This window comes from Mesorhizobium sp. M2E.F.Ca.ET.209.01.1.1, from assembly GCF_004010375.2.
Classification (GTDB): Bacteria; Pseudomonadota; Alphaproteobacteria; order Rhizobiales; family Rhizobiaceae; genus Mesorhizobium.
Genome location: NZ_SADP02000009.1, coordinates 196,039 through 222,214 on the forward strand (window position 1 = coordinate 196,039; position 26,176 = coordinate 222,214).

Genomic DNA, 26,176 nt, shown 5'->3' on the forward strand with positions numbered 1-26,176 from the left:
GGCATCAGTCTCCCTTGTTCAACGGCTCCAGCGGCTTGCCAAGCCAATCGCGGTAGAACCCTTCCAGATCGGGCTCGAAATCATGCACGATCGGATAACCAGGCGCCGCCGCTTCGACCTCGTGCAGCGTGCCGCATTCGGGGCAGATGAATTCGCGGATTTCCATCCAGTCCGGATCCGGCAGGTCGCTGTTGGGATAGATTTCGCGCAGCGTCTCCTCGCTGTCGCGCACGATGATCGCGGCCTTCAGTTTCCAGTTCTTGCGATAGTCGCCGAAGGAGTGGCCGCATTCGCATTTCGTCACGCGCTCGTTGCCGCTCTGGCAGATGAAGAGGTGGTCGCCAACTGGCAGCAGGATCGGATCCTTCCAGCCGACGCGGTCCTGCAGCACCGCGACATATTTGAAGAAGCGATCATCGTCCTTGTAGGCGCTCATGATGCGGCGCGTCTGCGGCCAGGGCAGCGTGCCGGCGACCAGATCGGCAATGACTTCCTTGCTGTATGAGGCCATGGTCTTACTCCGCGCCGAAGGTCGATTTGGCGTCGACATCCCAGAAGGTCGAAAAGTCTTTTGCGAAGCGCGGCGAAAGCTTGATCGCGCTGGCATACATCTTCTTCACCTCGGGCGCGAAATCGGCCGCCTTCACCCGTTCACGCTCCTTGGCGATCCACTCCGAAACCGGTTTCGCGCGCGCCAGGCGCTTTGCACGCATTTCGGCGCGATGGCGTTTGGTGGCTTCCAGGTTGGCGACCGGAAAACCCTGCTCATCCTCGTCGAGGACGATGCCGAAGATGCCTTCGGCGGCTTCCTTGGTCAGAAAACCGTTCTCGACATCCCAAGCGGTCTTGACCGGATCACGCTCCAGCACGTCGCCGTAGCCGCCGCCACCATTGTAGGAATGGGTGAAGACATCGCCGGTCTTATGCGGCGCGGTGATATAGGGCCCTTCCATCGTCACATGCTCGCCTTCGAGGCGCACTTCCAGTTCCGAACGATACGGGTTGGTGCCCGTGTGGTGGGCCAGCGGCGCACCGTTCTCGGCCAGTTCGAAGATGTTCGAATCGCGCACGGCGCGATGCTTCTGGCAGGTCGGCGCCGGATAGCCGCCGCATAGCCCGCCATTGTCGAACACCCGCGAGGAGTGCTCGGAGGTGACCAGCCTGAGATGATCGGTCTTGGAAACCAGCCAGGTCGACAGGAAGGAGCAGCCGCCGCGATATTTGCCGGCACCGCCGGAATTGGGAACGATCGACCTGCCGATATAGAGCATCGGCATGTTCTGCTCCCAGATCTCGATATTGCCCATGTCGGATTCCGGGTTCCAGCCGACATAGGCGGTGTCCAAACCATCCTTGATGGCCAAGGCGCCGGAGCCGGCGGCGGCGCATTCGAAATGCGCCATGCCGAAGGGCGTGCCGTATTGGCTGGTGCCCCCCATCTCGATCATCGGGCTGTTGACCTGGCCGACAAAGGCTTCCTCGACGAAGCCGCGCGCTATGAAGGAGCGCGACAAGAGCCGCTGGAAGACGCCGTAGGCCGGAAGTAGCAGCGCCCAGGAGGTGGCCGTCGCCACCATCTCGTTGTCCGGGTTGGTCCAGGTGCCGTGCGGCAGCTTCAGCTCGGTGGCCATCCAGGCACCGTCGTTGACCAGGCCCTCGAAATTCATGTGCTGGGTCAGCGTCACGAACATGCCGCCATCCATGCCGGCCGGCGTGCAGTTCATCGAATGGTAGCCCCAGGGCTGCGTGCCCTCGAAGTCCATGATGATCTTGCCATCCGAGGTGATCTCCATCTCGATCGGGATGTTGTAGAGCCAGTCGGGATCGCCGAGCGGCTGGTAGCCCGGCTTGCCGGCGGTGACATGGCCGTAGAAGGTATGGCCGCGATAGATGCCGGGCACGGTGAGCTGGCGCGTGCGGGCGAGCTGGGCGCGGCGGCCTTCCTCGATAAATTCCTTCGATACCTGCATCCAGTAATCGAGGCCGATCTCGTCGATCAGCGCCTTAACGCTCTCGCGCATGTCGATGCACGACGCCACCTTTGCCTTCTCGTCCAGCACCCAGTAGATCGGCATGCGTAGATTACGCTCGCAGCGGATGACATAGTCGCGCCGAAGCTCGTCATTCTCGCCGACCTTCTCGGCGCAGACGAACAGGCCTTCGGTGAAGCGCTCCTGGGCCAGCGCCACGTCGCCGCCGGGCGTGATGCCACCGGCCTCCAACTCGTGGCAGACGGCGCCCGCCCAGCCGACCAGCTTGCGGGAATGGAAGATCGGCACCACGTCCATCACATCCGGCACCTGGACGGTGCCGATGAAGGCGTCGTTGTTGGCAAAAATGTCGCCGTCGCGGATCTGCGGGTTTTCCTCGTAGCCGTTGCGGATCATCCATTTGATGAAGCGGCTCATCGTGTGCACATGCACCATGATGCCGTTGGAGAGCGCGATTGCATCGCCTTCCGGCGTGTAGATGGCGACGACCATCTCGCCGACCTCGCGCACGCCGGGCGAGGCAGAGATACGCCGCGCCATCTCGCGCGCCGACACGCAATAGGCGCGCAATTTGGTGTGCAGCGTCTCGAACTTCAGCGGGTCCTGGTTGCGCAGGTGAAGCTCGGTGATGCCGTCATAGCAGCCGGTCTCGTCCATCAGCCGCTCGGATTCGAGCAGCCTTTCGCGGATGCGGAGCGCAGAGGCGGGTTTGTCCAGCATGGCGTTCGCCCTTCTCAAGCGTGGGTGTAGTGGAGCAGCGTCCATTCATCGACATGGACGCGATCCTGCGGGTGGACGACGAGCGTGGTCGCCGGGTGTTCGATGATGGCCGGGCCGATGACCTCGTGGCCAGGCTGCAGCAAATCCATCTCGTAGAGATTGGCCTTGTGCCAGCGGCCGCCGATATAGGCCTCGCGCACGCCCTTATGGGCCGATGCCGGATCGGATTTGCCGAGCGGACGCTTGATCAGCATCGGCTTGACCTTGTCGGCGGTGGCGATCAGGCCCAGCTCGGTGATCGAGAAACCGGCCTCGCCATAGCGCGAGACGCGATGATTGACCTTGGCATAGACCGCCTCGAACTCGGCGATGACCTTACGCATGTCGTCGGCCGAACGAACCGCAGAGAGCGGAGCCATGACCTCGACGTCCTCGAGCTGGCCGGTGTAGCGCATCATCAGGAACGGCACGGTCTTGATCTTGGAGAGCGCGTGGCCGTCGGCGATCATTTCGTCGACCGCGGCTTTGGTCAGGTCGTCCCAGACAGAGGTGACCCTTTCGCCGAAGGCCTGAAGCTCGTCGTCGCCAGCGCGGGCGCCGATGTCGATCTGCGTCGACACCGAATGGCGGCGCATGAAATCGGCGGTGGTGCAGCCGAAGGCCGAGAAGGCGGCGGCGAACTGGAAGGTGATGATGTCCTTGAAGCCGATGCCGCGTGAGCAGCCGGCGAGATGCAGCGGGCCGGAGCCGCCATAGGACAACAGCGTGAACTCCGACGGATGGATTCCCTGGCCGGAGATGACGCGGCGCAGCGCGTTGTTGGCGTCAGCCTCCAGCATGTCGATCATGCCTTCGGCGGCTTCCTCGACGCCGACGCCGAGCACGCGGGCGCATTTCTCCTCGAAGGCTTTGCGCGCTTTCTCGACCTGCAGCACGACCTTGCCGCCAAGGAAGTAATGCGGGTTCAGCCGGCCGAGGATGGCATCGCAGTCGGCGATGGTCGGCTCCGTTCCGCCTTTGGCGAAGCAGATCGGGCCGGGATCGGAACCGGCGCTTTCCGGCCCGAGCGAGACCTTTTTGGTCAGCGGATCGACCTTGAGGATCATGCCGGCGCCGGCGCCGATCGTGTCGAGATGCAGCGTCGGTACGTTGAGCTTGAAGCGGTCCATCAGCGGTTCGTTCTCGATCCGCGTCTGGCCGCGTGTGATGACGCCCATGTCGAAGGACGTGCCGCCCATATCCGAGCAGATCAGCGAGTCGTTGCCGATCAGCTTGCCGACATACGCGGCTCCCAGGATGCCGCCGATCGGGCCGGAGATCATCGTCTCGTGCAGGCGCGGATGGTTGATCGAGGTCAGGCCGCCGAAGGAAAGCAGCGTCTGCACGCCATATTTGAAGCCGTATTTCTTCGAAACGTCCTCGATGCCCTTCAACTGCTTGCGGCCGCGCGAAGTGGCGTAGGCCTCGATCAGCACCGAGTTCAGTCGCGACTGCTCGCGGATAACCGGACGCACCTCATGGCTGGTGTAGACGAGGATGTCGGCGTCGGCGGCGGCGATCTCCTCGCGGCAGATCTCGGCGATGCGCTTCTCATGCACCGGATTGACGTGGGAGAAGACGGTCATGATGCAGATCGCCTCGACCTTGTCGGCGATCAGCTTCCTGGCTGCCGCATGCACCTCGTGCTCGTAGAGCGGCAGGATGATGTCGCCGAACTGGTCGATACGCTCGGTGACGCCGTGGGTGCGGCGGCGCGGCACCAGCGGATCGGGATGGTGATGGGTGACGGCATGCAGGCGGTCGGCATAGGAATAATCGGCCCAGGCCTGCAGGCCGCGGCCCATCAGGATCATGTCCTCGAGGCCCTTGGTGGTGATCAGCCCGAGCTTGCGGCCGGTGCGCGACAGCAACGTGTTGAGCATGCCGGTGCCGGAATAGAGCACGACGTTGACGCCGGAGAACAGGTCCTGCAGCGAGATGCCCCAGGCGTCCGCCGCGTCCTCCGCCGAAGCCAGGAAGCCCTCGGCCTCGTTCTTCGGCGTCGTCGCCGACTTGCCGATCTTGAAGTGACCGTCCTGATCGACAAGGATCGTATCGGTCATGGTGCCGCCGGCGTCGATACCGATGACGATTGGGTTGGTGGTGATCTGGTCCACGGGTCGCTTTCCCTTGCCGAGAGTGACCGCAGGCTAGATTCGTTTGGCCGGATCGCGCCATATGCCTAAAGGCACAATGACCGGGCGGCGCGGTTCGCCGAGAAAAGGGCATGCGCATGGGCACTATCTGGGCGCCGCTGGCCAGGGCGATCGCCGCCACCGGCACCGACCGGCATGTCGACTGCCTGATCGACCTGATCGGCGCCGACATCGCGCATGACCTGGTGACAGTGACGCGCTATTCGGCGACCAGAACGCCGGAATTCGTCAAGCACAGGCGCTTCTCGGACGAGATGGTGCGGCGCTATCTCGACAACTACTACGTCTTCGACCCCTTCTACGCTTCGTGGCGCAGCCACCGCCGGCTCGGCATCATGCCGCTCAAGGGACTGGCCGACGAGGAAGCCAAGCGCGGCCAGTACATAGCCGGCTTCCTGGCGCAGTCGGAGATCTGCGACGAGGTCGGCATCATGCTGGCCGACGGCGGCGACTGGTGCCTCGGCATCTTCCTCGACCGCTCGACCGTGTCGTTCAAGGACGCAGAGATCGCGCTGCTCGCGGAGCGGCTGCCGGTGTTCGAGGCGCTGCATGCGCTGGACATCAAGGCGCGCGGTTCAGACTTTTCACGCACCTCGGCGCCGAGCGGCCCAGGCGCCTCGCCGCAGCAGACGCCGAGCATTCCGGACAGCCTGTGGCCCGAGCTGTCGCTGCGCGAGCGCGAATTGGTGCAGCTGATCCTGGCCGGCCATCCGACCGCCAACATCGCCGAGCGGCTCGGCATCACCGTCGGCACGGTGAAGAACCACCGCCGCCGCATCTATGAAAAGCTCGACATCACGACGGAGCGCGAATTGTTCCTGCAGTTCTTCCAGCACCGGATGGAGGTGTAGCCGGCAGTGGTGTTTCGATTATGTAATCGGGGCGCTGTTTCTGCGTGCATGGATCGCAGCAACGTGATGAAGAACCGGCACGGCTCCTCATCCGGTGCTTGACGAGGATGCCGCAGGCTAAAAAAGATCGAGCCGAAAATTCCATGGGAGATACAGGTGAATGCAGCCCGGGGAGTTGAGCGAATACGCCGCAAGGCTGCGGGAGCGCGGCTATATATGCCTGCCGCTGCGTGCCGGCGGCAAGCATCTCGACCTCGCGGCCATGGAGTATGATCCGCTGCATCTGCGGACGTTGCGCAAGGATTTGAAGGAACTGGCCTTCACCTCCACTACCTTCCAACTGGCACAGAGGCCGCCAGGCAGCGGCGACATCGCGCGCTGGTTTCGCGGCTTTGCCGGCAATGTCGGCATCCTGGGAGGGTTTTCCAACCTGATGATCCTCGATTTCGACGACGACGCCGGCTACCGAGCCTGGCTGGCTGATCACAAGGCGATCGTGAGCGCTACGCCGATGGCAAGATCGCCGGGCGGGTTTCATGTCTATCTGAGGACGCGCGAGCCGACGGTCTCCTCCAGCCTGCATTTCGGCTTGCGCCGGGTCGGTCACGTCAAGGCGCTCGGCGGCTATGTGGTCGGGCCCCCTTCTGTGCTCAGGGACGGTTCCTGCTACAGCTGGGTCAAAGGCCAGTCGCCATTCGATATCGAGCCGCAGGTCGTCGATGGTCTTGGCAGTCTTTCGCTGCGCCCGGTATCGATGCTCAAGCACCATTATGACCGCCTGCTCAAGCGCGGCTTCTTCGAACGGCAATGAACGGCCCAGCGCATGACGGCTGAGATCAGCGTCGTTATTCCGGCAAGAAACGCGGCCGCAACGATCGAGGCGGCGCTGAGCAGCCTTCTGTCCGACAAGCCGGTTATCCGCCAGATCCTGGTGATAGACGACGGCTCGGATGACCGCACGGCCGAGGTGGCGATGGAAAGCGCACGCCGCCTTGGCCTGCCGCTGGATGTGGTGAGCGTTCGCCTGGGCAGCGCGGGCGCCGCGCGCAATGTCGGCATCGAGCGGGCAGGCGGCACATCCATCTTCTTCCTCGACGCCGACGACGAGGTGATGCCCGGCGGCCTGTCGCTGCTGGGCTCGGCGCTGGCAGGCCAGCCTCGCGCCGGCCTTGCCGTCGGGGCCAGCATACGGCGCGCGAAGGGCCGGCCGGACAAGCTCAAGACGCCACATGGCTATGGTCCCGACAGGCGGCAGAACACGCGCCGATACCTGCGCAACGAATTATGGCCGATCGCGATGGGAAGCGCGCTGGTTGCCGGTTGGGCCACAGCCGGCATCCGCTTTCCGGAAGCCATCGGCCTCGACGAGGACACCTGCTACTGGGCGGCGCTGCTGGCGCGCGCCGACATTGTCGCGATCGAGACGCCGGTGCTCCTCTATCACCACAATGAGGAGCGGATGGCGCGCCGCTTCATCACCGCGCCGCGCAAGACGTTCCTCGCCATAGCGCGCGAACTCGACGGCCTTACGGCCGCCGGGGTCGAGCAGGAGCCTCTGCAATGGCGAAAGGCCTGGATAGCGCAGCGCATCGCCCGCCAGCTCATCAAGCACGGGATGTTGGCGGACGCCGCCGGCATGATGCGCGCGGTCCTGGCGCACAAGGAGCTCGGCCAAAGCTGGAAGGCGGCCCAATACCTGGCCAGGATCCGGTTCGGGCGGCTGGCCGGGAACAGGCCGCATATATCTGTCGATCCGGCGGCGCCCCGACGCACGCTGTTCGTCAGCTTCGATCCTGCCTACCCGCCCGCCTCCGGCGCCGATCTCAGGACCTTCGGCAATGCCGTCGCGGCCGCCGAAATCGGGCCCGTGCGCCTTGCCTCGGTGAGACCTGCCGGCTTGCTGCAGCCATCCGGCCTCGACATCCGCGTGGTCTCATTGACCACGGAAGCCGACAAGCGATCGCATTCGCTCGGCTGGCGACGGATCAAGGGCGAGAACCGGATTCCGCGTCCGGCGCTCGCCCGGCTCAAAGCCCTGGCGCGCGAGTTCCGTCCGGACACGATCGTCGTCGAAAGCGTACCGCTGTTCAAGCTGCTGCAGCCTCTGCGGCCGCTGACCAGGCGGCTCATTCTCGACATGCACAATGTCGAGTCCGATCTCGCCGCCCAGACGCCCGGCAATGCCCCGTCGGCCGTGTCGCCCGGGATAAGGCAGCTGGAGCGAAGGGCGGCGGCGATCGTCGACCGCATCTGGGTCTGTTCGAAGCTGGACCGCGAGCGGCTCAAGGCGATAACCGCGCATGAAACGCCGGTCGATATCGTGCCGAACGGGATCCCGCGCGCCAAAGGGGCGTCCGAATTGCTGCCTGCATCGCCCGGCACCTCAGACGGATTTCCGGTGATCCTTTTTGCAGGCCACCTCGGCTACCACCCCAACATCGATGCGGCGGAACGCCTGGCCGGTATCATCCTGCCGCGGGTCCGGCAGGCCTTGCCAGCCGCGCGGCTCGTCCTTGCCGGTCGTTCGCCCGTTCCGGCTGTTCGCGGCCTGTCCAAACTCGATGGCGTCGTCCTGATCGAGAACCCTGATGATGTGGGTCCCCTGCTGTCTGCTGCGCATCTTTGCATCGTCCCGCTCAGGATCGGCGGCGGCACGCGCATCAAGATCCTGGAGGCGATGGCCTCGGGTGTTCCGGTGATCGCGACGCCACTGGCGGCCGAAGGGCTCGACCTCGCCGGCGGTGAAGACCTGCTCCTGTCCGACACCGACGAAGGACTGGCCGACCTCGCGGTCGCACTCTGTTCCGACCCGGCCCGCATGGCCAGATTGCGTGCCCGCGCCCATGATACCGCATGGTCCCGCTTCGGACCTCAGGCAATCCGCGAAGCCGTTCGCCACGGCCTGGGACTGGACGGAACCAGCCGATGAACCGCCGCACAACGAGCCTTACATGATCCCCAAGATCCTGCACCAGACCTGGAAGACTGACCAGATCCCGACCCGATTCCAGGCTTATATCGAGAGCTGGAAGCGGCACCATCCAGACTGGACGATGATGTTCTGGAACGATCGCGAGCTGCTCGAGTTCGTCGCGCGGCATTATCCTGACTTCCTGCCGACCTTTTGCAGTTACGAGAGCGGCGTGCTGAGGGCGGATGCCGGACGGTACCTGCTTCTGCATCACTTCGGCGGGGTCTACGCCGATATCGATTGCGAATGCGTGGCGCCGTTCGATCCGCTGGCCAGCGAGGACCGGATCGTTTTCTGCAAGGAGCCGGATACGCATGCACGTGTGCAGGCCGATTTCCGCCGGCTGCCCTATCTTCTGTTCAACGGCACGATCGCCAGCCCGCCCGGCCATCCCTTCTGGCTTCACCTCCTGTCCTTCCTGCCGGGGCTCGCCCAAGCCAAGGAAGCCATCGACGCGACGGGCCCCTGCGTGATGACTTCGGCGCAGCTCAGCTATGGCGATCAATCCGCCTTCGCCATCCATCCTTCGGCGCTGTTCGCGCCGGTCGACTCGGCTGGGCGCAGGGGCGACGATGGGACGCCGACCCTTTCCATCCACCATTGGGCCGGCACATGGTGGACACGCGCTCCGGCGCCGGGCTGGCGAGACAAGATCCGCACGCATGCCTACAGGTCCTGGCACCATCTGACACGCGGTGCCCATCTAAGCGAAGCAGCCGCCAGGCAGGGCGTGAGCCAGGCGGCCCTCGCGGCGCCGATCCCGTCGGGTGGCAATGTCGCCATCCTGGTGCCGCTGCGCGACGCGGCCGATCATATCCAGCCCTTCCTCGATGCCGTCGGCGCGCTCGACTACCCGAAGGACAGGATCAAGCTGGTCTTTTGCGAGGGCGACAGCGTGGACGGAAGCTGGGAGCGGTTGCAGCAGGCCGTGGCGCCGCTGGCCGGCGCCTATCGGGACGTGATTCTGCTGCAGATGCAGACAGGCGTCCGGCTCGACCGGACGGAGCGCGCCAAGCGAGGCCTGCAGCGCGTGAGGCGCGGCGCCATCGCGAAGGTGCGAAACCACCTGATCGACCGCGGCCTCGACACGAGCGACGACTGGGCGTTGTGGGTCGATATCGACGTGTGGCGATTTCCCCGCGATATCTTGAGCCGGCTTATCGAAAGCGGGAATCGCATCGTGGTCCCAAACTGCGTCAAGATAGCCGGCGGCGACAGTTTCGACCTCAACAGCTTCGTCAGCGTGCGCAAAGAGAAGGATTATCGCTACTATCGCCAGATACGCGGCGGCATCTACCAGCCCGCCGTGCACTCCTATTCCCGCCTTCATCTCAGCGACGTCAGACATCTCGACAGCATCGGCCTCGACGGGGTCGGCGGGACGATGCTTTTGGTCGACGCGGCCTTGCATCGCGGCGGGCTTCGCTTTCCGGAAATCCCCTATCGCGACCTGATCGAGACGGAGGCCTTTGGCGTGCTGGCCAACGACCTTGGTATCCGGCCGGTGGGCCTGCCCAAGCTCGAAATCCTGCACGTGCCGTGGTGAACGCCCATGTTACATCGGCCTGCCGCGGCGGGCAGCCAGCCAACGGCGCCACCTGGTACGCAGAAACGCCTTGCGACCAAACGGCAGCGAGGGTTTGCCAGGCGGCTGGGGCGCGCCGTGCTGCGTCAGGCGCTGAGTGACGAGCCGAGCGAGCCGACAGAGCGGAGGCGTGTCAAGGCTGGCAATCTGGGCTGCCAGTTTCTCGGGCAGCGGGTTCGATCGCCAGGCAAGATAGGCTGCATAGGCCTGGGGTGTCTCGATGAGATGGCGGAGATAGGCCGCGAGTTCCGCCGGTGTGCTGAAGGAGGCGGCATCGATAAAGGAATTGTCGGGGGCGAAGTCGGCGGCATTGGGCGCGCCGAGATAGACCGGCACCGTGCCGGCCTCCAACGGATCGAACATCTTCTCGGTGACGTAGTCCGGCGCGATCGAATTCTCCAGCGCCAGGCAGAAGCGATAGCGGCCAATGGTCTCGAGCTTGGTCTGCCGGCCGAGATCAGGGCCTATGATCTCGCGGTTGGGCCGGTAGCGACCGTAGCAATCGACCGCGATGTGCCGGGACAGCTCGGCGATGAATGTATCACGCCCGCTCTTGTTGAAGCTCGATGACTGGAAATGCACCGCCGGGGCGCATTCGGTCTTAGGCGGTATCGGCACGTGGCGAGCGGCTTCCCACCAGCTTGCTTGCGGCAGATAAGGCCTCCAGACGTCCGCGCCGGTTTCATAGGTCATGGCGACGTCGAAGTGCCGCGTGACGGCCGCATCGGCCATGACGGGATAATTGACGACGCTCTCCATCGACCATGCAACCCAGAGCTGGCCAGGATATTTGTGGGCATCGCCGGCTTCGCGAAAATTCGGCAGATGGAAGACCACGGCCTCGGCCTCAGCAAGCCGCCGCCGGTCGTTGGTCCATTCGACGGGCACGGAGCATCGCGGTATGGCCGCGACGTCGACGGGTTTGTTGAAGTAGCGCGTCCAGAAGAGGATCAGCGGGGCATTTGACGGCATCAGGCTCTTCGGGTCAGACGACGCACCGTCTTACGACTTTCCCGACTGTTGGGAAAGCACAGCTGCCTTTGCCGGGGGCTCAGTCGTGCAGGTCCCGCGAAATCGCCGGCCCGATGGCGAAATCGGAAAACGTCACCTCGAATCCTTCGCGCTGCGGCGAGCAGCACATCATGCCGACATCGACCGATTTCGAGACCGGGAAATAGGCCAGCCGCACCGGCTTCCAACGGTCGTCGGCGGCATCCAGATATTGGATGCGGATCGCCTCGGCGTGACGGGTCAGGCGGATCCTGACGCCGTCCTTGCCGGCGGCGATGGCGACCAGCGACCAGTCGGAGGTGTCGTTGGTGACGACGACCGAGAAATAGGCCAGGCCGTCGGTGTATTCGATGCCGGCCTTGAGCCAGTGCGTTTCGCTCAGGCGCAGCATCAGCCCCGCCTGATCGTAGAGCACCTTGTAGTCGCCCTTGACGGTGACCTCGGCGCTGAAGTCACCCTCGACGGGTCGGTAGAGGAAATGCCCGTTGTCGCGCCAGAAGCCGTAAAAAGTCTCGCGCCAGAAATCTGTGTCCTTGCCGGTGCGGACGGTGAGCGTGCCGTCGCCCAACACGTGGCGCGGCGGCGGGTTCAGCCATGTCATCTCGGCCACGCTCATCGATCTCCTCCCGGTTTGGATCAGCCGGCGAATGTATAGGCTGTCTTCACCGTGGTGTAGAACTCCATGGCGTAGCGGCCCTGCTCGCGCGGACCGTAGCTCGAGCCCTTGCGGCCGCCGAACGGCACGTGGAAGTCGACGCCCGCAGTCGGCAGGTTGACCATCACCATGCCGGCTTCGGAATTGCGCTTGAAATGCGTCGCATGCTTCAGGCTGGTCGTGCAGATGCCGGAGGTCAGGCCGAACGGCGTGTCGTTGGCGACAGCCAGCGCCTCGTCATAATCCTTGACGCGGATGACATTGGCGACCGGGCCAAAGATCTCCTCGCGCGAGATGCGCATGGCATTGTTGGAGCCGACAAACAGCGCCGGCTTCAGATAGAAGCCCGGCGTGCCGCGCTCCAGCCGCTCGCCGCCGAAGGCGAGCGTTGCGCCTTCCCTGACACCGATGGCGATATAGTCCTCATCCTGCTTCAGCTGGGTCTGGTCGACGACCGGACCGATCTGGGTCTTGGCATCCAGCGCATCGCCGATGACGAGCTTGTCCAGCCGCTCCTTCACGGCGTCGACGAAACGGTCGTGGATGCCGTCTGTGACGATCAGGCGCGAGGACGCGGTGCAGCGCTGGCCAGTGGAGAAATAGGCGCCGTTGACGGCGCAGTCGACGGCGACCGCGAGGTCGGCGTCGTCGAGCACGACGAGCGGGTTCTTGCCGCCCATCTCGAGCTGGAACTTGCGCATATGCTCGACACCTGCCGCGGCGACGCGCTTGCCCGTACCGACCGAGCCGGTGAAGGAGATGGCGTTGACGTCGGGGCTGTCGAGCATCGCCTGGCCGACCACCGAGCCCTTGCCCATGACGAGGTTGAGCACGCCCTTGGGCAGGCCGACGCGGTGCAGGATATCGACGATGGTCCAGGCGCTTTCGGGTACCAACTCGGCCGGCTTGAACACGATCGTGTTGCCGTAGGCCAGCGCCGGGGCGATCTTCCAGGCTGGAATGGCGATCGGGAAATTCCACGGTGTGATGATGCCGACGACGCCGACGCCCTCGCGGGTCATCTCGACGCCGACGCCGGGCCGCACGCTCGGCACCATCTCGCCCGACAGGCGCAGCGTCTCGCCGGCAAAGAAGTCGAAGATCTGCGCGGCGCGGATCGTCTCGCCGACGCCCTCGGCCAGCGTCTTGCCTTCCTCGCGGGCAAGCGAGCGGCCGATCTCATCCTTGCGCGCCATGATCTCGTCGGAGGTTTTCTTCAGCACGGCGTGGCGGGCCAGCGGGCCCGAGCGCGACCAGGCCGGAAAGGCCGCCTTGGCGGCGGCGATGGCCTGCTTGGCTTCTTCCGGACCGGCCGAAGCGTATTCGCCGACGACATCGTTGGTGTTCGACGGGTTGATGTTGCGCGAGCCGGCCTCGCCAAGCCACTCGCCGTCGATAAGGTTCTTGCGCAGCACAGTCATCTTGTTTCCTTGGGTTTTGGGTCGCGGCGGCCATCGGCCGGTCAATTGTCAGACAAATGATATAGTCATTGTCCGGGAGGAGGTCTACCCGCGATCTTAAACCTAGAGCAGGTTCGCGTCAGGTCGAGAACGACCAGAACAGGCAGGCGAGCGTGACCGCGCCGAAGATGACGAAGAACAGGCTTCTGAGCAGGATGTTGCGGCGAAGCTCGTTCATGGTGAGATGCGCCGCCACAATCGCCGCGACAAACAGGAAACGCCAGTTGAAAAGCGCCCAAAGCACCTCATGCTGGCCGAAGGCCCATCTGGCGATCAGCGAGCCGACGATGGTCGCGAACAGCATAATCGTCGCCCAGAAGATCGCGTCGGCGGCATGGGTCAACACGATGCCTGCGGCGCGGATCGGCAGGACCATCATCAGCATGGCGCCGAAGAAATAGATGGCCGCGATGGCCAGGAAGGAACCAGCGTCGGCAACGCCGTCGAGACGCTTCACGCCATAGGCGCCATAGGGATAGCCGTGCCTCGCCACGGCCAATGACAGCGCCATCAGCAAGGCGCTCAAAACCGTGATCAGTGCGAATGTGCCGAGGGCCTTGCTCATGCCTTTTCCTGTCGAGACGAATCAACAGGAGTTTAGCAGAGCCCAAGCCTCAGAAGCCGCAATTCACCGCTCGACATTCTCGAAGGCGCCTACCCCTTGAGCGATCAGATTGGTGGCCATGACCAGTGAGACGATCGCGCCCGAGTTGAAGACCACGACCCACCATTTGCCGCCGGTCAGGAAACCATAGCCTTCGGCGACCGCCAGACCCCAGTCGGCTGAAGGCGGCTGGATGCCGAGGCCGAGAAAGCTCAGCGTCGCGATCGAGAAAAAGGCGTAACCCAGCCTCGTGACGAGCTCGATGAGGATCGCCTCACGAATGTTGGGCAGGATTTCCAACACTATGATGGCGAAGGCATTCTCGCCGCCGAGACGGGCGGCGCTGACATATTCGCGTTCCTTCTGCTCGCGCACCGCGGCGCGCACGGTCCTTGCCACCAGCGGCGCATAGGCAATGGCGATCACCAGGATGACGGTGAGGTTCGATGGCCCGAGCGCCACCAGCGTCATGGTGACGAGCACGATGAAGGGGAAGGCCATCAGCGTGTCGAGCAGCCGCGCGCCGACCGCGTCGACCAGCCCGTCGAAATAGCCGAGCACCAGGCCGATGATGGTGCCGGCGGCGACGCCGCCAAGCGTGGCGAGCGGCGCCACCAGCAAGATATCGCGTGATCCGACGATGATGCGGGACAACACGTCACGGCCGAGATGATCGGTGCCGAACCAATGCGTGGCATCCGGCGGCGTCAGCGTGGCGAGGAAATCCTCGGCATAGGGATCGTAAGGCACCAGCCGGTCGCCGCACAAAGCACAGGCGATCCAGAAGGCGAGGATGAGCGATCCAATGATGACGGACACAGGAAGGCCGCGAACGGCCCGGGCCAGCCTGCCGGCGACCCGCAGGAATACGGGCGCGTGCGACGGTGCCGGGAACTCCAGGAGATCCATCATAACGATGATCGCCGCCGCTGCCGCGGGTCGAGCAGCGCCTGGACAAGGTCGCCCATCGCGGCGGACAGGACGAAGATTGTCGCCATGACCAGCACGCCTGCCTCGAGCATCGGGAAATCGCGTGACCTGGCGGCATTCAGCACAAGATTGCCGAGGCCCTGGATGCCGAACAGGGCCTCGATGACCACCAGCCCGCCGAGCATGTAGCCGCTCTGCGTCGCCAGCACCGCGATGGTCGGCGTCAGCGCGTTGGGGAGCACGTGGCGGATAATGACCTGCCGGCGATCGAGACCTTTCAGGATGGCGGTGCGCGTATACTCGGCGGCCAGCGCCTCGATGACGCCGGCCCGCGTCATGCGCGCCAGATAGCCGGCGAGATTGAGCACGAGCGGTAGCGCCGGCAGGATGAGATAGTAGCCGCTCGTCCAGAAGCCCGCGCCATCCGGTGCAGCGCCCGTGATCGGCAGCCAGTTCAGCCACAGGCCGAAGACCAACAGCAGGAGCAGGCCAGAGACGAAATCCGGCACGACGCCGAAGGAGACGCCGGCGAGCACGATCAAGCGATCGGCGAGCCGACCTTGGTTGAGGCCGGCAACGATGCCAGCGCCGACGCCCAGCGGCACGAGAAGCAAAAAGATGATCCCGGCAAGCGCCGCCGAGCGGCCGAGGCTTGCCAGCACGAATGGCGCGACCGGCGCGCGCATCGACAGCGACGTGCCGAAGTCGCCGCAGAGCGCAGCGCTGAACCAGCGCCAGTATTGGACAAGGACGGGCTGGTCGGCGCCGAGTTGTCTGCTGAGCGCCGCGACGGCCTGCGCATCCGCGAAAGGACCCAGCATGACGCGCGCGACATCGCCGGGCAGGACCTGCCCGGCGAGGAAGACCAGCGCGCTGACCAGCCATAGAGTGAGGAGCAGCGAGGCCACGCGTGCCGACAAGGCGCGGCCGGTCAGCATCCGGTGCCCCAGCCGGTTTGACCTTTCCGCATCATGCCTGGACGAAGGAAACGCGATCGAGCAGCAGATGCGAGATCGCCGTGAAGCGCACGCCCTCCACCTTCGCGCTGGCGATCCGGCTATATTGTGAGAAGTAGCTGATGATCTCCGGCGTCTCGTCGAGCAGCAGGGTCTGGATCTTGCCAGCCGCGATGCGCTGCGTCTGCAGGTCGCGGGCCTTGCCGTATTCGACCAGCAATGCGTCATAGTCCGCATTCTTGAAATGCGCGGCGTTCCACGCACCGTCGCTCTTCAGCGTCGCGTTGAGGAAGATGTCGGGCGTGCCGCGATGGCCGAAATCGGTGATGCCGAGATTGGAATCGAGCCATGGCGAGCTGCCGAAGGTCGCGGAACCGTAATAGGCATCCTGCGGCAGCACGTTGAGCTTGATGTCGATGCCGGCCTTCTTGGCGAAGTTCTGGATAATCACGGCGTAGTCGGGGATGTCGTAGGCGCGTTCGGTGGTCAGCGTCACCTCGAAGCCGTTGGGCACGCCGGCCTCGGCGAGCAGACGCTTGGCCTCGGCGATGTCCTGCTTGCGCTGCGGCGCCGACGGACCGGCCGAGGGGAAGATCGGCGCGAATGGCGTGTCGTTGCCGACGATGGCGCGACCCTTGAGCAGGCCCTTGACGATGGCTTCGCGGTCGAGGGTGAGCGCCAGCGCGCGGCGGACGCGCTTGTCGGTGAACGGCGCCTGGTCGGTCCTGAGGTGCACGACGTCATGCGAGCTCGCCTGCACGCTCAAAAGCTTGAAGTTGGGATTGCCCTCGATCGCCAGTTCCAGACGCGTGGTGCTCGGGATGACGTCGAGCTGGCCGGCCTGCAGCGCCACGACCTGCGCCTGCTCGTCATCGAAGAATTTGATCTCGACGCGATCGGGCAGCGCCTTGTCGCCCCAATAATCGGGATTGCGCACGAAGCTGGCGCCCTGCTTGGGCCGGAAGGATTCGAGCTTGAACGGGCCGGTGCCGTTGAAATTCTTCTCGAAATCGCCGGCATAGTCGGCCGGCAGGATCACGGCGTTGTAGACGTCCGAGGAGACATAGAAGGGGAAATTCGAGTTCGATTTGTCGAGATCGAAGGCGACCGTCTCGTCGTCGACGATCTTGGCGCCACCCTTGGAGAGGATGCCCTTGTAGGCCGAGAGCGCCGAGGAGCCGCTGTTCGGATCGACCAGACGCTCGAAGCTTGCCACCACGTCCTTGGCAGTGACGCTGCGGCCGTCATGGAATTTCACGCCGGGCCGCAATTTGAAGGTCCAGCGCCTGGCCGTCTCATCGGCTTCCCAGGACAGAGCGAGCTTCGGCTGCAGCCCGTCCTTGGGATCGTCGAGGATCAGATATTCGCCGACCTGGCTGAGCACGCCGATGCTGGCCGGATCGGTCACCGTGACCGGATCGATCGCCTTGGTGGGCTGGCCAAGTCCGACGCGGACGGTGCCGCCGGCGGCAGCCGCGCGGGCCCGGGAGAAACCGAGGCCTTGCGAAGCGGCGAAGCCGGTCAGGCCGATCAAGGCCGCATATTTCAACAGGTCGCGGCGCTTGAGATAGCCCTTGGCGTATTCATCGACGGCGACGTTCCAGATGTCGCCGGAGAGGTTGCGAACAGCGTCGATTTCATTGCGTTTGGTCATTTTTGCCTCTGTGAAAATCGTGGTTTTGAAATGAAGTGGAGACGACGGGACCGGGTCAGACCGGCTGGCCGTCGAGATGGATGCGGTCGACTGCTTGCGGATAGAAGGCGATCAGCCCTTTGATCTTCGGCATCTCGGCGATCGGATCGCGGTAGGCCCAGGCGATGTCTTCGCTGAGCGAGCCGTCCTTGCGCACGCCGGACCAGTAGGAGGCGATGCCCTTGTAGGGACATCGGGTCCTGGTCAGCGAGGCCCTCAGCCGGTCGAGCCGGACATCCTCCGGCGGCAGATAAAACCGCGTCGGCAGGTGCGTTTCGAACAAGAGCACGGGGCGCCGGCTGTCGGCGATCGGCTCACCGTCGAACCAGATCTCGACATGGCTGGAACTCTGCAGCACGTCGATGCGCGCGTAGGGATCGCGGGCATGGACGAAGACTTCTTCCTCCTCCTCGAACCATTGGTCGACGAGGTTCCAGGTGAAAGCGACGCGGCCGGCGAGCGGCGCCAGGTTTTCATCGGGCGGCGCCGTGAACGACCAGGCGGCATCGGCGGCGCGCCGGTCGCCGGTTTCGATATCCCAGTATTTGGTCTCGCCGCCGACGGGATGCTGCTGCCCGTGCTTCGACGGCTTCAGCACCGACTGATCGACGGCCGCCAGCGGGAAGAAATAGATCGGCAGGAAATGATTGGAGCGCAGCACCAGCACGTTGCGGCTGTCGGCGATGACGCGGCCGCCGAACTTGACACGGATGCGCTTGGGGCTGTGCAGGACATTGATCAGTTGCGGCGCTGTCGCTTCACGCGGCTGCAATCTCGGCGCGGCGGTCATGACGGCTCTCCTTCAGGATACGGCGCGCTGGTTGGCGCGCTGCTCGGCGAAGCGGTTGGCGGGACGGGCAAGGCCGAAGCGGTCGCGCAGCGTGCCGGGCGCGTATTCGGTCGGGAAGACGCCACGACGCTGCAACTCGGGCACGACCTGCTCGGCGAAATTGATCCAGTCCTCCGGCAGCAGCGGGAACATCAGGTTGAAGCCGTCGGCGGCGCCCGCCTCGAACCAGTCCTGCAACTGGTCGGCGATCTGCTTCGGCGTGCCGGTGACGGTCGGCACAGAGCCGCTGTTCGCCAGCTTGCGGGCGATTTCGCGCAGCGTCAGGTTCTGCGTCGCCCACTGCCTGACGCGGTTGAGGGAGGTGCGCCCGCCATTGAAGGTGCTTTCGTCCGGAAGCTGCGGCAGCGGACCGTCCGGCGGATAGGCGGAGAGATCAATGCCGCTCCAGCTCGACAGGAGATCGATGCCGACGCGATCCGGCAGCAGCGTCTGGAGGTATTCCTGCCTGTCGCGCGCCTCTGCCTCGGAAGCGGCGACGATCGGCAGGATGCCGGGCAGGATCTTGAAGCTTTCGGGCCGCCGGCCGTGACGGGCGAGGCGCTCGTTGATGTCCTCGCGGTACCGGATGCCGTCTTCCCTGGTGCTGTAGATGGCGAAATGGGCATCGGCGTGGGCGGTGGCGAAATTCTTGCCGTCCTCGGATGAACCGGCCTGGACGATCAGCGGGTGGCCCTGCGGCGGCCGCGAGACGTTAAGCGGACCGCGCACCTTGAAATGCGCGCCGCGATGGTCGAGCACATGGACCTTGTCCGGATCGGCGAAATAACCGGTTTCCTTGTCGAACAGCAGGGCTTCGTCTTCCCAGCTGTCCCACAACCCCTTGACGATATCGAGGAATTCGGCGGCGCGCTGGTAACGGAAGGCATGCTCGATATTGCCGTCGCGGCCGAAATTGCGCGCCTCCTCGTCCATCGCTGAAGTGACGACATTCCACGACGCCCTGCCCTGGCTGATGTGGTCGAGCGAGGCGAACAGGCGCGCCACATTGTAGGGCTCGCTGTAGGAGCTCGAAGCGGTGGTGATGAGACCGATATGTTTCGTCACGCCGGCCAGCGCCGATAAAAGCGTCAGCGGCTCGAGGCGGGCATTGGCGTAGTGCGCGACGCCGCTCTTCACCGAATCCCAGATCGACACGTGATCGGCGACGAAGATGGTGTCGATCCTGGCGCGTTCGGCGGCCTGGACTAGCTCGCGATAGTAGTCGAAGCCAAGCACCTCCCGGCCGGGCGCGCGCGGATGACGCCACGACATGCGATGGTCGCGCTGCGGGTTGAAGAAGAACGCGCTGAGGATCAGTTGATTTCGCGCCATGCCGGCCTCCTTGCAAATTGCTGGGGAGACACAGGCGCCGCGTTGTCCGGCGTGACCGAAATCTCCAATTTGCAAAAGGCTAGATTGCGCTCAGCTATAATTCGAGTAATTTTATAGAGATAATATACTATGGAAGCGGAAGCGATTGCCCTCGATTAGGGCACCGGCAGAAAGCGATTTCGAGGTCTTGATGTCCCCTTCGGTGCTGAATGTGGAGAAACTTTCCATCGCCTATGGCGGGAAAAGAGGATGGCAATCCGCCGTCAATGGCGTGTCGCTCGCAATAGGCCAGGGCGAAGCATTGGGGCTGGTCGGCGAATCCGGTTCGGGCAAGAGCTCGGTGGCCATGGCGATCCTGCGCTACCTGCCTGGCAATGCACGACTGGCGGCCGCGGCGATCGAGTTCCAGGGCCGGGAAATCCGCGGCCTGTCCGGCGAAGAGTTGCGCGGCCTGCGCGGCGACCGGATCGCCGCCGTCTACCAGCACCCAGGCGCCGCGCTCAGTCCGGCCATGACGATCGGAAGGCAGATCGGCGAGACGATCATGCGCCATCGCCCGGTGCGCCACGAGGAAGCGCGCTGGCGCTCGGCCGAATTGCTGAAGCGCGTGCGCGTCGCCAACCCGGAGCGGGTGCTCGATCTTTATCCGCATGAGCTCTCCGGTGGCATGCAGCAGCGCGCCAACATCGCCATCGCCATCGCGCTCGACCCGGCGCTGCTGGTACTGGACGAGCCGACGACCGCGCTCGACGCCAGCGTGCAGTCGGAGGTCATCGCCATCCTCGACGATCTGCGCCGCGACCACAAAACCAGCATCCTTCTGATCAGCCACGACATCAACCTGATCCGCCGCTCCTGCGACCGCGTCGCGGTGATGCAGTCGGGCGCCGTGGTCGAGAGCGGCGATGCCGAGGACGTGTTCGAGAACCCGGCCCATGCCTATACCAAGACGCTGATCGCCTCGATCCCGGCGCTCAATTTCACCAAGCGCGACGGCCGGCTGGCCGAGACCGGCACGAGCGTTCGTGATCGTACCGGGGCGATTGCCGCTCCTGCCGAGCCACGAGGCAAGCAGGTCGTCATCGCCTGCAAGGGGATCAGCCATTCCTTCGGCGACCAGGCGGTGCTGCACAAGGTCGACCTCAGTATCGGCCAAGGCGAGACCTTCGGCCTGATCGGTGAATCCGGCTCCGGCAAATCGACGCTGGCAAGGATCGTCACCGGGCTGCAGACGCCCAGCCAAGGATCGGTCGAGTTGTTCGGCAGGACGGTGGCGCCACGCGCCGAGAAGCGGGCGCCAGGCGAGCGGCGCGACGTGCAGATGGTTTTCCAGTCGCCGGACCGCACGCTCAATCCGCGCCACCGGATCGGGCGGATCATCAGCCGGCCATTGCGGCGGCTTGCCGGGCTTGACCGCAGCTATGCAAGGAACCGTGTCGCCGAGCTTCTCCGCTCCGTCCGGCTAGCCGACACGAGCGCCGAGCAGAAGCCGCGCTCGCTTTCCGGCGGCCAGCGGCAGAGGGCGGCGATCGCGCGGGCCTTCGCCGGCGCGCCGAAAGTGGTGGTGCTGGACGAGCCGACCTCGGCGCTCGACGTTTCGGTGCAGGCAACGGTGCTCAACCTGCTCAACGATCTGCAGCGCGACAGGGACACGACCTATCTGTTCATCAGCCACGACCTCAGGGTCGTGCGCTACATGGCCGACAGGATCGGCGTGCTCTATCGCGGCCGGCTGGTCGAGACCGGCACGTCGGAACAGGTCTTCCGCGGACCCAACCACCCCTACACCAAGCTGCTTTTGGCGGCGTCTTCAGATGAGTCGCCTATGGTCTCCGTCCAGGCGGAGATCGCGGCCGAGATAATTTCGAACAGCGGGTGCGCATTCGCCGGACGTTGTCCGTTGACGCAGCCCGGTTGCCGGGAAGCGGAGCCACCCGCCACCGATGCGGGCGACGGCCATCTGATCGCCTGCTGGCGAACGGATGCGCTGCTGGCCGGCTAGCCGATCCTGTTTCCGCTCGCCGGATCGAAGAGATGCAGAGCCGCCGGATCGGCCGCGAGCCGGATGATGTCGCCCGGTCTCACGTCGCTGCGACCCATGACGAAGACGCAGATCTGTTGATTGGCCAGCCTGACATAGAACTGCGTCGACAGGCCGAGCGGCTCGACTACCTCGACCTCGGCTTTCAGCGCGCCGTCGTCAACCAGCTTGATGTGTTCGGGCCGCAGGCCAATGGTGAGCGCATCGCCGTCCTTGAGCGGCAGGCCATCGGGCAGCTGCAACTTCTGGCCGTCGGCGAGCACGGCATCGACCTTGCCGTCCTTGGCGACCTTTGCCGGCAAAAAATTCATGCCCGGCGAGCCGATGAAGCCGGCGACGAAAGTGTTGGCCGGACGATCGTAAAGCTCGAGCGGACGGCCGACCTGCTGGACATAGCCGTCATGCATGACGACGATGCGGTCGGCCATGGTCATCGCCTCGACCTGGTCGTGGGTGACATAGACCGAAGTGGTCTTGAGCTGCTGATGCAGCGCTTTGATCTCGGCGCGCATATGGACGCGCAATTTGGCGTCGAGGTTCGACAGCGGCTCGTCGAACAGGAACACCTTTGGGTCGCGCACGATGGCGCGGCCCATGGCGACGCGCTGACGCTGGCCGCCGGAAAGCTGGCGCGGCAAGCGGCCGAGATAGGCGTCGAGGCCAAGCCGCTTGGCGGCAGCGCCGACCCTGCCGTCGATCGTCGTCTTCTCGGCCTTCTTCAGCATCAGGCTGAAGCCCATGTTCGAAGACACATCCATATGCGGGTAGAGCGCATAGGACTGGAACACCATGGCGATGTCGCGGTCCTTGGGCGCGACGTCGTTGACCAGACGCTCGCCGATGCGGATCTCGCCGCCGGTGACTTCCTCCAGCCCGGCGATCATGCGCAGAAGCGTGGACTTGCCGCAGCCGGACGGGCCGACCAGCACGACGAACTCGCCATCGGCGATGTCGAGATCGACGCCGTGCAGGATGCGCAACGAGCCGTAATCCTTCTCGACGTTTTGCAGCGTGACGGAAGCCATCTTTTATCCTTTGACCGCGCCGGCGGTGAGGCCGGTGACGAGATAGCGTTGCAGGAAGGCGAAGAAGACACAGACCGGGATCAGCGCCAGGATTGAGGCCGCCATCATCTGCCCCCAGTCGACGGCGAACTTGCCGATGAAGGTGAGCAGGCCGACGGCGAAGGTCTTCTGCTCGTCGCTGGAGATCAGCATCAGCGCAAACAGCAATTCGCTCCAGGCGGCGGTGAAGACGAAGCCCAGCGTCGCCCCCATGCCAGGCAAAGTCAGCGGCACGATGACTCGCCGCATCGCCTGAGCTCGGGTGCAGCCGTCGATCATCGCGGCCTCCTCCAGGTCCTTCGGGATGCCGTCGAAGAAGGACTGCATCAGGAAGGTGGCGAAGGCGGTGTTGAAGGCGGTGTAGATGATGATCAGACCGATCAGGCTGTTGGTCAGGCCGAGATCGCCCATGATGCGATAGATCGGCGGGATGACCATGACCAGCGGGAAGGTCTGGGTGAGAAGCAACAGGATTGCCAGCGTCGCCTTGCCGCGGAATGTGAAGCGCGACATAGCGTAGCCGGCAAGCGTGGCGATGACCGTGACAAACGCGGCCGTCGACACCGAGACGATGACGCTGTTGAGGAAATAGCGCGGGAAGTCGGAGGCTTCGAGCACGGTGGCGAAGTTCTTGAGCGTCGTCTCAGACGGCCAGAAGGTGATGCCCTCGGAATAGAGCAGACGCTCGGGCGTCACCGAGATCTTCAGCGTCCAGAAGATCGGAAACAGCGCGAAGATCACATAAGTCGTGATGGCGGCATAGAGGCCGATGCCGCCGAAGATGCGCGAGGAGGTGGAGCGACCGGCGATCATCAGACGTGCCTCACCAGCGTGCGGCGGATAGCGATCAGTCCGATCGCATAGGCGATCAGCAGCACCAGAAGCAGCACCGCGACGGCCGAGGCATAGCCTTTGTCGAGCGACTTGAAGGCGCTGACATAGATGTAGACCGGCACCGTGCTGGTGGAGCCCGCCGGCCCGCCCTCGGTCATGACGAAGATGAGGTCGGCGAAGGTGGCGATCCAGATGGTGCGCAGCATGACGGTGATGACGATGGTCGGCGCCAGGAAGGGCAGCGTCACCTTGGTGAAGCGCTGCCAGGGCGATGCGCCGTCGATGGCCGCTGCCTCATGCAGTTCGGACGGGATCGACTTCAACGCCGCCAAGAGCGTGATGGCGAAGAACGGGATGCCGAACCAGATGTTGGCGACGATCGGCCCCCACATGGCGGTGGCCGGATCGGACAGCACATTGGTTGGCTCGGCTTTTAAGCCCAGCGCGAACAGCCAGTGCGGCAGCGGCCCGATGATCGGGTTGAACAGCCAGGCCCAGGTGAGGCCCGAAAGGAAGGACGGCACCGCCCAGGGCAGGAAGACAACGGCCTGCACGACCTTGCGGCCGTAGAACGGCTTGTCGAGCAGCAGCGCAAGGCCCAGCCCCAGGAAGAACTGGAAGAACAGGCTGGCGACCGTCCACCACAGCGTGTTGATCAGCGCCTGGCCGAGAACCTGGTCGGAGAGCATCGCCTGGTATTGCGCAAGGCCAACATATTGCGACTTGAAGGCCGAGAATTTGCGGAGGGAATAGCTGATGCCGATGATCAGCGGCACCAACAGCACCAGGACCAAGAGCACGATAGCCGGCGAAAGATAGAGCCACGGCTCGATCGCGGCCTTGCTCAGCCGCTGCTTGCGCGGCCGGGCGGCGGATCGGATTTCGGACACTGCGTAGGTCATACGGTGCTCGCGGTGGTGGGTGGGGTGGTGCCGGCGTTGGCGACAGCGCCCTTCTCCCCGTTCACGGGGAGAAGATGCCGGCAGGCAGATGAGGGGCGGCGCCAGCTTCTCAGAATTCGGCGCTGCCCCTCATCCGGTCCTTCGGACCACCTTCTCCCCGTAGAACGGGGAGAAGGAAAAAGAGGCGCAAACCTAGAAATGCTGGCGCTGGCCCCTCATCCGGTCCTTCGGACACCTTCTCCCCGTGAAACGGGGAGAAGGAAGAGGCCTGCGCTTACTTCTTGTTCTTGGCCAGCCAGTCCTTCTGTTCCTTGGTGAGGAACGCGGCCCATTCGTCAGCCACCTGCTTGGCCGGCTTCTGGCCGAGCAGCACTTCCTGGAAGTTCTTGATGGCCACCTGGTCGACGAAGTTGCCGAGGTTTTCCAGATGCGTCGGCGGCGTCACCATCTCATATTTGGAGCTGTCGCTGAGCTCGGTGAACCAGCCCTTGAACTGCTCGGTCTTGAAATGGGCGTCCTGGTCGGCGCCGTTGTGAATCGGGATGACGCCGACTTCCTTGGCCCATTCCAGATTATCCTTCGGCGAAAGCAGCGTCGCCATCAGCTTCCAGGTCTCGTCCTTGTGCTGCGAGTTGGCGAACATCGCCCAGCCGGCATAGCCCAGCGTCGGATAGGACTTGCCGCTCGGGCCCACGGGGAGCGGCGCCACGGCGAAGTCGTCGGCGCTCATCTTGTCGGCGATGCCGAGCAGCGCGTCGGGATCCTGGTTGAGCATGGCGCAGGTGCCGGAATAGAAGCCGGTGACCGTCTCGTTGAAGCCCCAGCTCACGGCGTCCTTCGGCGCCAGGCCGTTCTTGTACATGTCGGCCAGCATCTGCAGGCCCTTGACCGAACCCTCGTCATTGATGGTCGACACACCGTCATCGGTGAAGTAGCCGCCCTTGCCGTCGGCGATGTTCATGAACATGTGCATGCCGTTGAAGGCGCCGGGGCCGCCGCGCAGGCAGTAGCCATATTTGCCGGGGATGGCGGAGATCTTCTTGGAGAAGTCGACGAACTCGTCCAGCGTTGCGGGCGGACGGTCGAGGCCGGCTTCCTTGAACAGCTTCTTGTTCCAGAACAGCGCGTTCACATAATAGCCGTAGGGGATCATGAACTGGGTGTTGTTGACGGTCGAGCCGAACTGCTTGGCGCGGTCGCCCAGCGTCTTGGCGTCGTCCCATTTGGCCATATAGGGGCCGAGGTCCTCGAGCTGGCCGTTATTGGCATAAAGACCCATCCAGCGTTCCGGCATTTCGACGACGTCCGGCGTGTCGCCGGCCTGCACCATGGTGAGGAATTTTTCGAAGGCCTGGCCCCAGGGCAGCGAGACCACCTCCACCTTGATGCCCGGATTGGCGCTCTCGAATTCGGCGATCTGCTTCTTCAGGAATTCGGTGCGCGGCGGGCTGGTGATCACCTCGACCAGCTTGATGGTGGTGTCGGCCAGCGCGCCGCTGGTGGAGATCGCCAGGCCGGCGACGGCGGCAAGCATGAAGGTCAGTCTTTTCAT

21 protein-coding genes are annotated in these 26,176 nt (G+C 64.2%); 5 read left to right on the plus strand and 16 right to left on the minus strand.

The window, feature by feature from the left end; translation table 11 throughout:
* Window positions 1–4 precede the first annotated feature (4 nt).
* Genes EN852_RS18475 through EN852_RS18485 form a run of 3 tightly spaced genes read right to left on the minus strand, consistent with a single transcriptional unit; the run spans window position 5 to window position 4,867 of the window.
* Window positions 5–511, minus strand: a complete 507-nt coding sequence (locus EN852_RS18475; RefSeq protein ID WP_127866528.1) for an acetone carboxylase subunit gamma — start codon at window positions 509–511, stop codon at window positions 5–7.
* A gap of 4 nt (window positions 512–515) precedes the next feature.
* Window positions 516–2,711: a hydantoinase B/oxoprolinase family protein gene (locus tag EN852_RS18480; RefSeq protein ID WP_127876343.1), complete on the minus strand. Its 2,196-nt coding sequence runs from the start codon at window positions 2,709–2,711 to the stop codon at window positions 516–518.
* A gap of 14 nt (window positions 2,712–2,725) precedes the next feature.
* Complete coding sequence (locus EN852_RS18485; RefSeq protein ID WP_127876344.1) at window positions 2,726–4,867, minus strand: hydantoinase/oxoprolinase family protein; 2,142 nt, start codon at window positions 4,865–4,867, stop codon at window positions 2,726–2,728.
* 110 nt (window positions 4,868–4,977) lie between these two features.
* On the opposite strand from EN852_RS18485, the gene EN852_RS18490 reads away from it, so the two are divergent.
* From EN852_RS18490 to EN852_RS18505, 4 genes are all read left to right on the plus strand, one after another.
* On the plus strand, window positions 4,978–5,757 hold the full coding sequence (locus EN852_RS18490; protein ID WP_127876345.1) for a LuxR C-terminal-related transcriptional regulator: 780 nt from the start codon (window positions 4,978–4,980) through the stop codon (window positions 5,755–5,757).
* A gap of 160 nt (window positions 5,758–5,917) precedes the next feature.
* Window positions 5,918–6,568, plus strand: a complete 651-nt coding sequence (locus EN852_RS18495) for a bifunctional DNA primase/polymerase (protein WP_127866532.1) — start codon at window positions 5,918–5,920, stop codon at window positions 6,566–6,568.
* 12 nt (window positions 6,569–6,580) lie between these two features.
* Window positions 6,581–8,686: a glycosyltransferase gene (locus tag EN852_RS18500; RefSeq protein ID WP_127876346.1), complete on the plus strand. Its 2,106-nt coding sequence runs from the start codon at window positions 6,581–6,583 to the stop codon at window positions 8,684–8,686.
* A gap of 22 nt (window positions 8,687–8,708) precedes the next feature.
* Window positions 8,709–10,274 carry a glycosyltransferase gene (locus EN852_RS18505; RefSeq protein ID WP_127876347.1) on the plus strand — a complete coding sequence of 522 codons (1,566 nt, stop codon included), beginning with the start codon at window positions 8,709–8,711 and terminating at the stop codon, window positions 10,272–10,274.
* Window positions 10,275–10,283: 9 nt separating this feature from the next.
* On the opposite strand, the gene EN852_RS18510 is transcribed toward EN852_RS18505, so the two are convergent.
* The 9 genes from EN852_RS18510 to EN852_RS18550 all read right to left on the minus strand — a co-directional run bounded on the left by EN852_RS18510 (window position 10,284) and on the right by EN852_RS18550 (window position 19,783).
* Window positions 10,284–11,285 carry a glycosyltransferase family 10 fucosyltransferase gene (locus EN852_RS18510; RefSeq protein ID WP_127876348.1) on the minus strand — a complete coding sequence of 334 codons (1,002 nt, stop codon included), beginning with the start codon at window positions 11,283–11,285 and terminating at the stop codon, window positions 10,284–10,286.
* Between the two features lie 79 nt (window positions 11,286–11,364).
* Window positions 11,365–11,940 (minus strand): DUF1349 domain-containing protein, encoded by a 576-nt coding sequence (locus EN852_RS18515; RefSeq protein WP_127876349.1) that lies wholly within the window; start codon window positions 11,938–11,940, stop codon window positions 11,365–11,367.
* A gap of 20 nt (window positions 11,941–11,960) precedes the next feature.
* Window positions 11,961–13,400 (minus strand): aldehyde dehydrogenase family protein, encoded by a 1,440-nt coding sequence (locus tag EN852_RS18520; protein ID WP_127876350.1) that lies wholly within the window; start codon window positions 13,398–13,400, stop codon window positions 11,961–11,963.
* Window positions 13,401–13,518: 118 nt separating this feature from the next.
* The gene (locus EN852_RS18525; RefSeq protein ID WP_127876351.1) at window positions 13,519–14,004 is read right to left on the minus strand and encodes a hypothetical protein; all 486 of its coding nucleotides are present in this window, start codon (window positions 14,002–14,004) and stop codon (window positions 13,519–13,521) included.
* Between the two features lie 63 nt (window positions 14,005–14,067).
* Entirely contained in the window at window positions 14,068–14,955 is an 888-nt protein-coding gene (locus tag EN852_RS18530; protein WP_127876352.1) for an ABC transporter permease, read from the minus strand.
* On the minus strand, window positions 14,952–15,911 hold the full coding sequence (locus tag EN852_RS18535; protein WP_127876353.1) for an ABC transporter permease: 960 nt from the start codon (window positions 15,909–15,911) through the stop codon (window positions 14,952–14,954). Before EN852_RS18535 ends, EN852_RS18530 begins: the two co-directional genes overlap by 4 nt.
* Window positions 15,912–15,942: 31 nt before the next feature.
* A complete protein-coding gene (locus tag EN852_RS18540; RefSeq protein ID WP_127876354.1) occupies window positions 15,943–17,583 on the minus strand; it encodes an ABC transporter substrate-binding protein in 1,641 nt (546 codons plus the stop codon).
* Between the two features lie 55 nt (window positions 17,584–17,638).
* Window positions 17,639–18,412 carry a DUF427 domain-containing protein gene (locus EN852_RS18545; protein ID WP_127876355.1) on the minus strand — a complete coding sequence of 258 codons (774 nt, stop codon included), beginning with the start codon at window positions 18,410–18,412 and terminating at the stop codon, window positions 17,639–17,641.
* A gap of 12 nt (window positions 18,413–18,424) precedes the next feature.
* Window positions 18,425–19,783: an LLM class flavin-dependent oxidoreductase gene (locus EN852_RS18550; protein WP_127876356.1), complete on the minus strand. Its 1,359-nt coding sequence runs from the start codon at window positions 19,781–19,783 to the stop codon at window positions 18,425–18,427.
* Between the two features lie 190 nt (window positions 19,784–19,973).
* Here EN852_RS18550 and EN852_RS18555 point away from each other — a divergent pair, with 190 nt between their 5' ends.
* On the plus strand, window positions 19,974–21,785 hold the full coding sequence (locus EN852_RS18555; RefSeq protein WP_127876357.1) for an ABC transporter ATP-binding protein: 1,812 nt from the start codon (window positions 19,974–19,976) through the stop codon (window positions 21,783–21,785).
* Here EN852_RS18555 and ugpC read toward each other — a convergent pair.
* The 4 genes from ugpC to EN852_RS18580 form a co-directional block, all read right to left on the minus strand.
* Window positions 21,782–22,849, minus strand: a complete 1,068-nt coding sequence (gene ugpC / locus EN852_RS18560) for a sn-glycerol-3-phosphate ABC transporter ATP-binding protein UgpC (RefSeq protein WP_127876358.1) — start codon at window positions 22,847–22,849, stop codon at window positions 21,782–21,784. The genes EN852_RS18555 and ugpC overlap by 4 nt on opposite strands.
* A 3-nt stretch (window positions 22,850–22,852) precedes the next feature.
* Entirely contained in the window at window positions 22,853–23,701 is an 849-nt protein-coding gene (locus EN852_RS18565; protein WP_127866545.1) for a carbohydrate ABC transporter permease, read from the minus strand.
* Window positions 23,701–24,624: a sugar ABC transporter permease gene (locus EN852_RS18570; RefSeq protein WP_127876359.1), complete on the minus strand. Its 924-nt coding sequence runs from the start codon at window positions 24,622–24,624 to the stop codon at window positions 23,701–23,703. Before EN852_RS18570 ends, EN852_RS18565 begins: the two co-directional genes overlap by 1 nt.
* A gap of 274 nt (window positions 24,625–24,898) precedes the next feature.
* The gene (locus EN852_RS18580) at window positions 24,899–26,176 is read right to left on the minus strand and encodes a sugar ABC transporter substrate-binding protein (RefSeq protein ID WP_127876361.1); all 1,278 of its coding nucleotides are present in this window, start codon (window positions 26,174–26,176) and stop codon (window positions 24,899–24,901) included.